The sequence below is a fragment of the Tenacibaculum piscium genome, assembly GCF_021390755.1.
Lineage (GTDB): Bacteria > Bacteroidota > Bacteroidia > Flavobacteriales > Flavobacteriaceae > Polaribacter > Polaribacter piscius.
The window spans coordinates 338,184-352,147 of sequence record NZ_JAJGWR010000004.1; the positions used below are offsets into that span (position 1 = coordinate 338,184).

Genomic DNA, 13,964 nt, shown 5'->3' on the forward strand with positions numbered 1-13,964 from the left:
TTACAGTATTTTTTATCAATATTTCTCATCAAAAAAAAGCAACCATAATGATAGGTTGCTTTTTTTAAAACTAAATTTTAGTCAATTCTATTTTTTTCTATTTTTTATTCGTTCTTTAATTCATTAATTCTTTCCATCATTAATTCGGCATCTCCTAAAGTATCCCAACCAATTTGATTCAAAAACCAAATTACATATCCGATAAAAATAATATTCAAAATCATACCAATAAGTCCTAATATTCGAGCTGTACTTGCATTTTTAACACCGTTATATTTTTCTGGATTATCATTGTCTATTTGCACGGCTTTATTACCTAGTATAATCGCTAAAATTCCCAAAGGCAATCCTATAATTCCATAACAAAAACAAGTAAGAATCGAAAAAATTCCTAATACTAACGATGTTGTAGAATTTGGTAAATTCTCTTTCATCTCTTTTTCAATACCTTTTTCCATACTTTTTTCTATCTCTTTTTCCATCTTTTAATAGTTTAAATAGTCTTTTAAATTAGTTCCTTCATTTTTATAACATAACCCAAAACAATAATAATCACATTGATTATAGCTAAAATACTAATTATTTTTTGAGCGTATCTAAAGTTAAAAAAGAAGTTGATAACAATTAATACGCCTACTAATAATAGCGTATAAATAGCTGGATACATCTTAAAAGCGGTTATAAAATCACCCTGAATAACCAATATGAAAGCACGTTGAATACCACAACCTAAACAATCAACACCGAAGAATTTTTTGTTTAGGCATGGAAACATATAATCTTCTAGATTCAAAATTTATTTGAACATATCCATTCCTGGAATATTTGGCATTCCGTCTTGAGCGGCAACGGCTAATTCATGTTCATTGATTTCTTTCGCTTTTTTTAATGCTTTATTTAACGTTAAAATTAAATAATCTTCTAACTCTTCTTTATCACTCAATAAAGATTCATCAATAGCAATTGATTTAATGTCACTATTTGCAGTAATCGTAATTTTTAAACTTCCGTTAGCGGTTTGTTCATCAATTAAAACGGTGTTTAATCTCTTTTTTGTTGCTTCTACATTTTTTTGAGCATCTTTTATTTTGCTCATCATTCCTGAAATATCTCCAAACATTTTATTGATTATTTTAAATTAAACTTTATTTTAAGCAAAAATACTATTTTAACAAGTAATTTACTCAAAACAAATAATCAAAATCAAATCAAAATTAAAATGAAAAAAATAATATCGTTTTCTATGTTTATTGCCGTCGCTATTAGTCTTATTTTTGTTGATTGCAAAACAAAAGACATGAATAAAAAGAATATAACAGCACCTATTGCTGATAAACAACCAAAAACATTAGAAATTCACGGAGATAAACGTGTCGATGATTATTTTTGGATGCGTTTAACAGATGCACAAAAAAATGCCGAAATCAAAGATGCACAAACTCAAAAAGTGTACGATTATTTGAATGCTGAAAATTCATTTTACGAGCAAGAAACAACACATACCAAGGATTTTCAAGAAGAATTATTTCAAGAAATGAAAGGGCGTATTAAAGAAGATGACAGCTCTGTTCCATATAAAAAAGATGGTTATTTTTACAGTACACGCTACGAAAAAGGACAGCAATATCCCATTTATAGCCGTAAAAAAGCCTCTTTAGAAGCCGTTGAAGAAATTATGTTTAATGTAAATAATGAAGCAAAAGGCTACGATTATTTTCAATTAGGTGGTTTAAGTATTTCTTCGGATAATAAATTAACAACCTTTGCAACCGATACGGTAAGTCGTCGTCAATATACGATTCAAATAAAAAATTTAGAAACAGGCGAAATTTATCCTGATAAAATAGAAAATACTACAGGTGGCGCAGTTTGGGCTAATGATAATAAAACAATTTTTTATACCAAAAAAGATCCTGAAACGTTACGAAGTTCACAAATTTACAAACATATTTTAGGAACTGATACGGCTGATGATGTATTAATTTTTGAAGAAAAAGATGAAACATTCGGGACTTTTATCACCAAAACAAAATCGAAAAAATACCTAGTAATGGGTTCGTATAGTACGGTTTCTAATGAATATCAAGTTTTAGAGGCTGATAATCCTAACGGAACTTTTAGAATGATTCAAGCTCGTGAGCGTGATTTAGAATATGATATCGCACATTACGAAAATCATTTTTACATCAAAACAAATAAAGACGGAGCAACGAATTTTAAGTTGATGAAAACTCCTGAAGATAAAACAACCAAAGAAAATTGGGTGGATGTAATTCCGCATAGAGAAGACACTCTATTTGAAGATTTTTCAATTTTTAAAGAGTATTTAGTCTTAGAAGAAAGAACCAACGGTTTAAATAAAATTCGTATTAAACGTTGGGATAATACCGAAGATTATTATTTACCTTTTTCGGAAGAAACCTATTCGGCAGGAGTACACGGAAATCCAGATTTTGATACTGATGTAATTCGTTATTCATATAATTCAATGACTACACCAAGTTCTGTGATTGATTTTAATATGAGAGATCAATCCAAAGAAATTAAAAAAGAACAAGAGGTTTTAGGAGGGAAGTTTGATAAAAATAATTATGTAAGCGAGCGTATTTGGGTAACAGCTCGTGATGGTAAAAAAGTGGCGTTGTCAATAGTACATCATAAAGATACGAAGCTTACCAAAGACACGCCTATTTTACAATATGCGTACGGTTCTTACGGGCATACAATTTCTGATGGATTTTCAACAACACGTTTAAGTTTGCTTGATAGAGGTTTTGTATATGCGTTGGCACACATTCGAGGAAGCGAGTATTTAGGACGCGATTGGTATGAAGACGGTAAAATGCTAACCAAGCAAAATACATTTAACGATTTTGTAGATTGTTCTAAGTATTTAATTGAGAACAATTACACGTCTTCAAAGCATTTATATGCGATGGGTGGTTCTGCGGGTGGTTTATTAATGGGAGCAATTATTAATATGAACCCTGAATTATATAACGGAATTATCGCAGCTGTGCCTTTTGTAGATGTAATTTCAACGATGTTAGATGATACGATTCCATTAACCACAGGTGAATATGACGAATGGGGAAATCCAAACGAAAAAGAATATTATGACTATATGAAATCATATTCGCCATACGATCAAGTAGCACCAAAAGCATACCCGAATATCTTAATAACCACAGGATTACACGATAGTCAAGTGCAATATTGGGAACCTGCAAAATGGATTGCAAAGCTTAGAGATATGAAAACAAACGATAATTTATTATTTCTACATACCAACATGGAAGCTGGACATGGTGGTGCTTCTGGAAGGTTTGATGCCTTAAAAGAAACCGCTGAAGAATACAGCTTCTTTTTAATGTTAGAGGATAAGTTATAAAAATATTAAAAAAATAATGATACTTTTGTAGCTAATTTAGTGCAAGCGTCATTGTAAAAATAACGAAGTAATCTGCACAAGATAAACTTTTGTTTGTTTTACAATGACGCTTTCTTATTTTAAAATAATAATGAATAGACATAAAGGAATTACCAATTCAATTTTAGATTTAATAGGGCAAACCCCTATGATAAAGCTAGATAAAATAACAAAAAACTTTTTAGGAACCTATTACGCAAAAGTAGAAGCTTTTAATCCTGGACATTCGGCTAAAGATAGAATCGCATTGCATATTATTGAAAGTGCCGAGAAAAAAGGAATCTTAAAAAAAGGAGATACCATTGTTGAAACAACTTCAGGAAATACAGGTTTTTCATTAGCAATGATTAGTGTTATCAAAGGCTATAAATGTATTTTAGCAGTGAGTGATAAATCATCACAAGATAAAATTGATATGTTAAAATCAATGGGCGCTCAGGTACATGTTTGTCCTGCAAATGTTGCACCAGATGATACTCGTTCCTATTATGAAGTTGCCAAAAGATTACATCGAGAAAATCCAGGCTCTATTTATATCAATCAATACTTCAATGAGCTAAATATAGAAGCACATTATAAAAGTACAGGTCCTGAAATTTGGAAACAAACGAAAGGAAAGGTAACACACGTGGTTATTGCAAGCGGAACTGGCGGAACGATTTCGGGTACAGGAAAGTATTTGAAAGAGAAAAATCCGAAGATAAAAGTTTTAGGAGTCGATGCCATCGGTTCTGTTTTGAAAAAATATCATGAAACAGGTGAGTTTGATGAAAATGAAATATCACCCTATAAAATTGAAGGTTTAGGAAAGAATTTAATTCCAACAGCCACTGATTTTGATGTAATTGATATCTACGAAAAAGTATCAGATAAAGATGCCGCACTTACATCAAGAGAATTAGTAAAAATAGAAGGGTTATTCTGCGGATATACTTCTGGCGCTGTTTTACAAGCGACCAAACAATATAATGAAAAAGGATATTTTGACAAAGATAGTGTTGTTGTGGTACTTTTACCTGACCACGGTTCTCGTTATATGAATAAAATTTATTCAGATACTTGGATGAAAGCACAAGGTTTTTTAGAATAATTCTTTCGTTGAGGTTTAAAAAAAGTTAAAATTAATTATTTAACACAAGCGAAAAAAGGAAGGATAGCTTATAAACTATCCTTCCTTTTTTGTTTAAAAAACAGGTATTATCAAATAAACTTAATTTGTTTTTTCAACAATATCAAATTTAACTTTATAAGTTACGCCATTCTCTGTAATGAGTACATATCCAGTATTATTAAATAATATTTTATTGTAATTTTCTGAAGAAAAAGTATTACTCATAATAGCTGTACTGTAGGTCATAAAGTTATTTATAATAATACCTCCTATACTAACTTTATCAAAATCGATAGCGCTTATTGAATCCGAAAATTTTATTTTCAATTGATTACTGAAATATTGACTACTAGGCGTGTATAAAACAGCCTCAGTAACAGTTAAAGTAGGGTGTGTTTGGTATGATTTTTCTGTAGTAAATCTAATTTCTCGATTTAATGTTTTAACAGGATGACCTACTATTTTATTGGCTATAATTTTTACGATATATTCTGTGTTAGGTGTTAAATCAGTAAAGTTATAATTAGTCCCATAAATAGCTGATAATTTTGGGTTTTGTTGCTTTCCGTTAAGGTATATGTCATAATTAATCGATGATGTATGATTAGGATAAGTTGATGGAGTCCAAGTAATATTAGCGGTAGTATTTGTAAAAGAGTCAACCATAATATCAAAATCAGAAAGATTAGGATGTACAATTGTTGTAAAAGTAATAGTCTCTTCAGTTGAAGCTCCATTATCTGAATTTGCAATCACTTTAAACGTATAGGTTTGTCCTTCATTTAAAGTTGTAAATACCCAAGAACTAGCTGTATCAGTAAGAGAATGAAATATAGTTTTATCATCTAAAATAATCGAGTAACTATAAGTAAATCCGTCTTGAACAGTTGGTGGTGTCCACTGTATCATTAACCAATGAGGATCTAAATTATCTGTATCATCATCGTCATTATTAATTACTAAAGGAAAACGAGAAGGAGGTACTCCTAATGCATTAAATCCTTTTTCTACAGTAGAAATTTTATTTTTATTACTTTTGGCTATAATTTTTACTTTATAATATTTACTAGGATTTAAATTATTTAAATTAACGGTTAAAACATCTAAATCTTCATGTTTAAGTTCGTTATTAACATATACATCATATAATATACTCGAATTATCTTCAATATTTGAAGCAGACCATGTTAGTGTAGCTTTGTTGGTCGTAATATCTGTTATTAAAAGATTAACATCAGAAGGTGTTGGATTTCTATTAGTTATAAAGTAGAATTCTTTTTCAGCAATTTCTCCTGAATTACTCGTTACCAATAGCTTTCCTGAATAACTTGTCGATTCACTTAAATTATTAAAAATCCAAGAATTAGAAGTTATATTATCCGCTATTTTTTTGTTTTCTAAGAAAATATCAAATTTTAGAGTAGATTTATCAGAGATTGATGCGCTCCAAGATAATAAAGCAGTTTCTGCTGTTATTTCATTTATTTGAGTTTCTGAAATTACAGGCAATATTACTTGATTCTCGACATCAGAAGAACAAGAAGTAATAACTAGCGCTAGTATTATTAAAAAAGAATAAAAATTTTTCATTATATTTTATATATTTGAGATGCCAAAAATAAACAACAGCATTTTAAAGTTAGCCTGAAAATTATAATTTTTATTATTAATGTAATAATATTAAAAAATAAATGTTAATCTTGTGGATTATTTATATCAAACTTATAAACTATAAAATTTATGAAGAAATTAGTCGTAGTAGTAACATTGTTTTTTTCAGCAATATCATTTGCTCAAATTGAATTTGTTGAAAAAACAAAAATAGATGTTGTTGGACAAGTCGAATATGTTTATCTGGAAAAAGTGGGGGATGAAGCATATAATTTATTTTATAAAAATGTGAATAATCCAGTGAAAGAATACGTTTCTTTTTCATTTAAAAATATCGATAATGATGCTGCTAAATTACATCAAATTATTGTTCGAGGTTTTGAAGAATCAACAGGAAGTAGGTATCAAATTAAAGCAAATGGAGATGCTATTTACTTTAAATATGTAAGAGATCAAGGAATTGTTAAAATGAAAATTCAACAATATGTAAGTAGAGAACCAGATGTTTTAACAGAATCTAAATTATTAACATTAGATGAAGTAAATAAAATATTTAATAATTAATAGCACTTTTTTTCTTATTTCTGATTAAAATAAGAATTAAAAAAAACTATAAAAAACTCCTGAAAATTAATTTTTAGGAGTTTTTTTATAGTTGGTATTCAAAAAAAATAAATAATTCTACCTGAAATTTTAAGTAATAGAATGAATATATTTTATTGTTTTTGTATTGAAAATAGTTGCTTTTTCAACATTTACAACGTGTCCGCATTTCTGAATAACAACCAAAGAAGCTTTTACATGTTTTTCGACCACGTTTTTAATAGAAGGCAAAAACAAATGATCTTCTTCACCCATAATATATAAAGTAGGAATTTTAAGATCTTTCATTCTAAATACACGTAATAATGGATTTATTTCAGCGGTTAATTTAAACCATCGTAAAAATTCTTTTTGATATAATTTTTTAGCTTCATTCACAAAAAGAGAACGTGATTTTTTATGATTTTTCTTGGGCATTATGATAAACGCAAAAAGTTTATACAATAACATATAAGGAATAATTGATTTACATAAGTTCCCCATAAAAATTAAAAAACGAGAGCGTAAATTCAATTTGATAATTGCTCCGCCCATAATCATACTTTTTACTAAATCGGGTTTTTTCTCAGCTAAATTCCGAATTAAAATAGTTCCTAAAGAAATACCTACAAAGTGTGATTTCGTAATTTTTAAATGTGAAATAACCTCTAGAATATCTTCGGTAATGGCATCAAAAGTATATTTTTTCTGAAACGGCGTTTTTAGTATTGATTTGCTATCGCCATGACCACGTAAATCTAAAATTAAAACATTAAAATGTTTCTTAAATTCCCGAACTTGCTTGTACCAAATAGCGCTGCTTCCGCCTGCTCCATGTACAAATGTAACCCATTGTGTAGAAGTTATATGTTCGTAAGAATAGTAATTTAACAAATTAAAAGTATTTAAAATTCAGGCTAAAATAATTTATTTTAATAACTTTACTAGTAAAATCAGCCTATTTTTAAATTGATGCAAATAATATCACAGTGTTTTTAGGCTAAATTTAAGATAAATAAAGATACACTGCCTATCTTTGTGGCTTTAAAAGTTATTAAAAAAACTTCATAGATATTCAAATATTATGGCAATGACAGTAAAAACACAGGAAGATATTTTAGCAAAACTAAATATCTATGAGTTAAACGAAATGCAACAAAAAGCAATTTCAGTAATAGATACAAATGCAAATACAGTTATACTTTCACCAACAGGGACTGGTAAAACCTTAGGTTTTTTATTACCAGCCTTGAAATTAATCGACACAGAAAACAACGATATTCAAGTATTAATTTTAGTACCATCAAGAGAATTAGCCATTCAAATAGAACAGGTAATTCGTGAAATGGGAACAGGTTTTAAAGTAAACGCTGTTTATGGCGGGCGCTCAATGGCAAAAGATAAAACGGAATTAAAACATATACCAAGTATTTTAATTGGTACGCCTGGTAGAATTTTAGACCATTTTGCAAACGAACGTTTTTCTAAAAATAGTATCAAAACGTTAATTTTAGATGAATTCGATAAATCATTAGAAGTTGGTTTTGAATCTGAAATGAGAGGAATTATCAATCAATTACCAAATCTGAAAAAACGTATTTTAACTTCTGCAACGCAAGAAACAGAAATTCCACAATTTGTAGGTTTAACCAAACCAACAGTATTAAATTACTTAACAGGAAAAAAATCAAGACAATTAACCTTAAAAACAGTTGTTTCTCCTGTTAAAAACAAAAATAAAACGTTACATGAATTGTTACAACATGTAGGAAATCAGCAAGGAATTATTTTTTGTAACTTAAAAGATAGCATCAATCACGTAAGCGAATTTTTAGAGAAAAATAAAATTGCACATAGTTGTTTTTCTGGAGGAATGGAGCAAAGAGATCGTGAGCGTTCGTTAATAAAATTCAGAAATGGAACAAGTCAGGTATTAATTGCAACCGATTTAGCGGCAAGAGGTATTGATATTCCTGAAATGAAATATATTATTCATTACGAATTACCAGAAAGAATTGAAGAATTTACCCATAGAAATGGTAGAACTGCAAGAGTAAATGCAAAAGGAACAGCATATATTTTAAAATGGCAAAAAGAAAATTTACCAGATTTTCTTAAAAATATTCCTAATGAAGATATTTCTCATAAACAAAAAATAAAAGCTCATTATTGGGAAACTTTATTTATTTCAGGAGGAAGAAAAGATAAAATATCAAAAGGAGATATTGCAGGATTATTCTTTAAAAAAGGAAACTTAACTAAAGAACAATTAGGAGTTATTGAATTAAAGCAAGATTGTGCTTTTATCGCAGTTCCTGTAAGTGAAGCGAAAAAGTTAATTGAAGAATTAAATAATACTCGTTTAAAAAATAAAAAAGTACGTATTACTTTGGCTTAATAATTAATCAAAAATAATAAAAAAGGCTATTTCTTAAATTTAAGAAATAGCCTTTTTTTATAAATTAATTACAGAATAACTATTAAAGACGTTTTTCATTACTTAAAATTTCTTTTACAGCTATTTGATATTTTTTCTGATTTCCAGCTTTTTTAATCTGTTTGTAGGTTTTCTGCGGATTATCAAATGACTTTGAAAAATATTCCCAAAAACCTAACATCTTCATTTTAATAGGTGTTGGTCCTGATAAAGCTTCATCATATTGTTGATAAATTTCATTATGAAAAGCTTCAAATATTAGCCATCTATCTTCAGGATATTCGGTTGTATTTTCTTTAATCATCTGTGGTAAAAACGGATCAGCAATTAAACCACGACCAATCATAAAATGACTAATACTAGGAAAACGCTCTTGCATCGCTTTAAAACCAGCAACATTAGTAATGTCTCCGTTGTAATATAATTGATGTTTAGCAACATCAATACATTTTTGAAAAGCATCTAAATCAACACCACCTTTATATAATTGTTTTCCTATACGTGCGTGAATTGCTACATTTTTTAAAGGATATTTATCTAAAATAGGGAAGGAGTTTAAAATTTCTTCACTATTTTCATAACCCATTCGCATTTTCATCGAAACTAAAATATCCGATTCGTTGTGTGCTTTGTGTAAAACTTCATCAATTTTTGCGGGATTACAAATCAATCCAGAACCCATTCCTGATTTTGTAACCATCGGATACGGGCAACCTAAATTCCAGTTTAATTCTTTATAGCCTAAGCTTTGTACATATTTTGCAACAAATAAAAATTCATCAGGATCGTTTGTTATTACCTGCGGAATTACGGTTAAAGTATCGTTGTTTTCAGGTAACAAATCACGCTTATAACTCGATTTTATAATCATTTTCCCATTCAATCGAATGTATGGCGCGTAATAAGTATCAATACCTCCGAAATATTTATGCTGTGCATTTCTAAATCTAAAATCGGTAAAGCCTTGTAATGGTGATGAAAGTAAAGTAAAACTCATAATTTTTAATAAGCTGCAAATATAACTTACTTATCTTTGATATTTTAACCTTAAACTTTATACTTTTGAAATAGATTTAATATACTTTTAACCTAGATGAAAACAGTTTTTAACTTATTAAAACAGTACCGATTAAAAATAATTATTGCGAGTATATTAATCATTATTTACTATTTGTGTTTGCCGAAACAATTATTTTCAACACCAACATCAACAGTTGTAACGGCAAAAAACAATGAATTATTAGGTGCTGTTATCGCAAAAGATGGACAATGGCGATTTCCTGAATTAGACTCCGTACCTAAAAAATTTGAAGCCTGTATTTTACAATTTGAAGATGCTCATTTTTATCAGCATTTTGGTTTCAATCCAATATCAATAGGAAAAGCTTTTATTGAAAATATCAAAGCAAAACGAGTAATTAGAGGCGGAAGTACGCTTACACAACAAGTAATTCGATTATCTAGAAAAAATAAAAGTAGGTCTTATCTAGAAAAAATAAAAGAACTCGTTTTAGCAACTCGATTAGAATTTAGATATTCAAAAGAAAATATTATAAAACTATATGCTTCTCATGCTCCTTTCGGTGGAAATGTCGTTGGCTTAGAAATGGCTTCTTGGCGATATTTTGGATTACAACCGCATCAATTATCATGGTCAGAAACAGCTACTTTGGCAGTACTTCCAAATGCTCCTTCGTTAATTTATCCAGGGAAAAATCAACAGAAATTAAAAGAGAAAAGAAATAGATTACTTAAAAAATTATATCAGCAAAAATTTATCGATTCCATTACTTATGAATTAGCTTTAGAAGAAACTTTGCCTCAAAAACCTTACGGATTACCAAACTTAGCAACTCATTTTGTACAAGAAGTAGCTAAAAATCATCAAGGAAAATATATACAAAGTTCTTTAGATATTCATTTGCAAAAACAAGTGAATACTTTAGTCAAACAACATTATGAGCGTCAAAAACAAAATGAAGTATATAATATGTCTGTATTAGTTTTGGATGTTGTTACCAGAAAAGTCATAAGTTATGTAGGAAACTCGCCAACAGATAAAGCGCATCAAAAAGATGTAAACAATCTTATTTCGGCAAGAAGTACGGGAAGTACTTTAAAACCTTTTTTATATGCACAAATGTTGCAGTCAGGAGATATTTTACCTACACAATTAGTGGCTGATATTCCTATTGAAATAGCGGGTTATACTCCCAAAAATTACGATTTAACTTTTGATGGTGCCGTTCCTGCCAACCAAGCCTTAACTCGTTCTTTAAATATTCCATCGGTTTTAATGTTAAAATCATACGGATTAGAAAAATTTAGAGAAAATTTAAAAGCGTATCATATTAATGACATAGATAAATCGGCAGATTATTATGGATTATCATTAATTTTAGGCGGAGCAGAAGCGAGTTTGTGGGATTTATGTAAAACATTTGCAAGCTATGCGAGTATTGTAAATCATTTTGAAGCTACAAAACATCAATATTATTCAAGGGAATTTTTAGAACCTAGTTATTTAAAATCTGATAAAATAAATTTCGGTAAAATTCAAAAAAACTACACACATATTGATGCAGGCGTTGCCTTTACAACATTAAATACTTTAACTCAAGTAAACAGACCTCTTGTCGATCAATCATGGAAATATTTTGACTCTTCTCAGAAAATAGCTTGGAAAACAGGAACTAGTTTCGGAAATAAAGATGCGTGGGCAATTGGAGTAACTCCAAAATATGTTGTCGGAGTTTGGGTTGGAAATTCTGACGGAGAAGGAAGACCCGATTTAACAGGTGTAGGAAGTGCAGGTCCATTATTATTTAATGTTTTTGATGTGTTGCCAAAATCAGATTGGTTTTTAGAACCTTTTGAAGCATTAATTGAAGAAGATATCTGCGAAAAAAGCGGATATTTGGCGTTACCAATTTGTAAATCGGTTATAAAGAGAATTCCTAAAAACGGCGTAAGAGCAAAGCCTTGCCCATATCACAAGCAAATAACAGTTGATGCGTCAGAAATTTTTCAAGTAACCTCTAATTGCGAAGCTGTAAGTAATATGAAAGCGAAAACTTGGTTTGTTTTACCTCCTTTAATGGCGCATTATTATAAGCAAAAAAACGCAAATTACCGTGAATTACCAAGCTTTAAAAATGGCTGTAATGAGTTAGAAAACAATATGATGAGTTTTGTTTTTCCAACAAAATTTCGTTCTAAAATATCACTAACAAAAGGCGTTGAAAAATTAAATCCAATTATTTTAAAAGTAACTCATACTAGTGCGGATGCTGTTTTATATTGGTATTTAGACGGTGTTTTTATAGGTAATACGACTCAATATCACGAACAGGCGATAATTCCTAAAAAAGGAAACCATAAAATTACAGTAATAGACAATCTAGGAAATGAGAAAATTTGCTTTATAGCCGTTATTTAATTTTTTTTGAAGCAATTTCCCGCTTTCCGCACTCGCTTTTTTTGTTTTTTAAAAAGAAAAACAAAAAAGAGCTCAAACAAAGCGTCAATCGGGGCTAGGCATTTGTGCTCATTTTGATAATTTGATAAATCAATAATAATTTTTGCAAACCAAGCCAAACGACTATGAATTGGCTATCGCGAGCATCTTGCTCGTGACGACAATAATCAAAATAACTTCAAATTTTAACACCTATATATATATAAGGACAAAAATAAAGTAGGGGCAAACCTATGTGTTCGCCCACCAGAAAACCTTAGGAATCTATGTGTTTTCTCATTATAAAAAATAAAATTATTGCTAAATATCGCCTGTTTGAGCTCAAAAGCCAACAACAAGAAGTAAGTCTAAAAAAAATAATTACCTGATAATCAGTCACTCCTTAAATTTATTGAAAATAAACACATAAAAAAGCTTAAAAACACAAAAAAGAGTCGTAAGTTTGTAGTCCATAACAGCGATATTTATCGCGGTGTTATAAACGTTCATTTAAAATGTTTTTTAAAATAAGTTAAATTTAGCTTGTTTAAAACAAATTAAAAGATGTATATTTGTAACCGCTTTAAGAAATACATTAAAGCAAAACAACAATCAAGCAAGAAATTTTGGAATGATTTTTAAGCTAAAAATCAGTTAGTTCAATTCTAACATTTCTACAAAAAATGATAAGAGTAAAATCTCATCTGTAACTAACAAGTTACGTTCATTGAAAATATTGAAATTGACAGCGTAAATAAGAGTAGAATAACCACGTTCTATTAATTTAGAACAAATTCTTTTGAAACTTATTCATTAAATATTATTTAAAATATACAATGAAGAGTTTGATCCTGGCTCAGGATGAACGCTAGCGGCAGGCTTAACACATGCAAGTCGAGGGGTAACATTGTGCTTGCACAGATGACGACCGGCGAACGGGTGCGTAACGCGTATAGAATCTGCCTTGTACAGGAGGATAGCCTTTAGAAATGAAGATTAACACTCCATAATGTGTAGAAGAGGCATCTCTTTTGCATTAAACATTTATGGGTACAAGATGACTATGCGTCCTATTAGCTAGATGGTGAGGTAACGGCTTACCATGGCGACGATAGGTAGGGGGTCTGAGAGGATTATCCCCCACACTGGTACTGAGACACGGACCAGACTCCTACGGGAGGCAGCAGTGAGGNCGACCGGCGAACGGGTGCGTAACGCGTATAGAATCTGCCTTGTACAGGAGGATAGCCTTTAGAAATGAAGATTAACACTCCATAATGTGTAGAAGAGGCATCTCTTTTGCATTAAACATTTATGGGTACAAGATGACTATGCG

The 13,964-nt window shown here is 29.9% G+C and carries 11 protein-coding genes and 1 rRNA gene; 6 read left to right on the plus strand and 6 right to left on the minus strand.

Going from position 1 to position 13,964, the window contains the following annotated elements; translation table 11 throughout:
* Nucleotides 1-104: 104 nt before the first annotated feature.
* Genes L0U72_RS09370 through L0U72_RS09380 form a run of 3 tightly spaced genes read right to left on the minus strand, consistent with a single transcriptional unit; the run spans nucleotide 105 to nucleotide 1,120 of the window.
* On the minus strand, nucleotides 105-482 hold the full coding sequence (locus L0U72_RS09370) for a CCC motif membrane protein (protein WP_233898966.1): 378 nt from the start codon (nucleotides 480-482) through the stop codon (nucleotides 105-107).
* A 23-nt stretch (nucleotides 483-505) separates the two neighbouring features.
* Entirely contained in the window at nucleotides 506-775 is a 270-nt protein-coding gene (locus L0U72_RS09375) for a DUF2752 domain-containing protein (RefSeq protein WP_233885273.1), read from the minus strand.
* 21 nt (nucleotides 776-796) lie between these two features.
* Entirely contained in the window at nucleotides 797-1,120 is a 324-nt protein-coding gene (locus tag L0U72_RS09380) for a YbaB/EbfC family nucleoid-associated protein (protein WP_101917324.1), read from the minus strand.
* A gap of 99 nt (nucleotides 1,121-1,219) precedes the next feature.
* Here L0U72_RS09380 and L0U72_RS09385 point away from each other — a divergent pair, with 99 nt between their 5' ends.
* The gene (locus tag L0U72_RS09385; protein ID WP_394801458.1) at nucleotides 1,220-3,391 is read left to right on the plus strand and encodes a S9 family peptidase; all 2,172 of its coding nucleotides are present in this window, start codon (nucleotides 1,220-1,222) and stop codon (nucleotides 3,389-3,391) included.
* A gap of 130 nt (nucleotides 3,392-3,521) precedes the next feature.
* Nucleotides 3,522-4,520 carry a PLP-dependent cysteine synthase family protein gene (locus L0U72_RS09390; protein WP_101917321.1) on the plus strand — a complete coding sequence of 333 codons (999 nt, stop codon included), beginning with the start codon at nucleotides 3,522-3,524 and terminating at the stop codon, nucleotides 4,518-4,520.
* Between the two features lie 120 nt (nucleotides 4,521-4,640).
* Here the strand turns inward: L0U72_RS09390 and L0U72_RS09395 are convergent, their stop codons facing one another.
* Nucleotides 4,641-6,131, minus strand: a complete 1,491-nt coding sequence (locus L0U72_RS09395) for a fibronectin type III domain-containing protein (protein WP_233898967.1) — start codon at nucleotides 6,129-6,131, stop codon at nucleotides 4,641-4,643.
* Between the two features lie 150 nt (nucleotides 6,132-6,281).
* Here L0U72_RS09395 and L0U72_RS09400 point away from each other — a divergent pair, with 150 nt between their 5' ends.
* Nucleotides 6,282-6,716, plus strand: coding sequence for a hypothetical protein (locus L0U72_RS09400; protein ID WP_233898968.1), 435 nt, complete (start codon nucleotides 6,282-6,284; stop codon nucleotides 6,714-6,716).
* Nucleotides 6,717-6,845: 129 nt separating this feature from the next.
* Here L0U72_RS09400 and L0U72_RS09405 read toward each other — a convergent pair whose 3' ends face one another.
* Nucleotides 6,846-7,628 (minus strand): alpha/beta fold hydrolase, encoded by a 783-nt coding sequence (locus L0U72_RS09405; RefSeq protein WP_233898969.1) that lies wholly within the window; start codon nucleotides 7,626-7,628, stop codon nucleotides 6,846-6,848.
* A 190-nt stretch (nucleotides 7,629-7,818) separates the two neighbouring features.
* Here L0U72_RS09405 and L0U72_RS09410 point away from each other — a divergent pair, with 190 nt between their 5' ends.
* Nucleotides 7,819-9,132 carry a DEAD/DEAH box helicase gene (locus tag L0U72_RS09410; RefSeq protein ID WP_233898970.1) on the plus strand — a complete coding sequence of 438 codons (1,314 nt, stop codon included), beginning with the start codon at nucleotides 7,819-7,821 and terminating at the stop codon, nucleotides 9,130-9,132.
* An 82-nt stretch (nucleotides 9,133-9,214) separates the two neighbouring features.
* Here the strand turns inward: L0U72_RS09410 and L0U72_RS09415 are convergent, their stop codons facing one another.
* Nucleotides 9,215-10,168, minus strand: a complete 954-nt coding sequence (locus tag L0U72_RS09415) for a tRNA dihydrouridine synthase (protein ID WP_233898971.1) — start codon at nucleotides 10,166-10,168, stop codon at nucleotides 9,215-9,217.
* Nucleotides 10,169-10,264: 96 nt separating this feature from the next.
* Between L0U72_RS09415 and pbpC the strand changes: the two genes are divergently transcribed.
* Entirely contained in the window at nucleotides 10,265-12,610 is a 2,346-nt protein-coding gene (gene pbpC, locus L0U72_RS09420; RefSeq protein ID WP_233898972.1) for a penicillin-binding protein 1C, read from the plus strand.
* Nucleotides 12,611-13,461: 851 nt separating this feature from the next.
* Nucleotides 13,462-13,964 (plus strand): 16S ribosomal RNA (locus tag L0U72_RS09425); the annotation flags it as partial.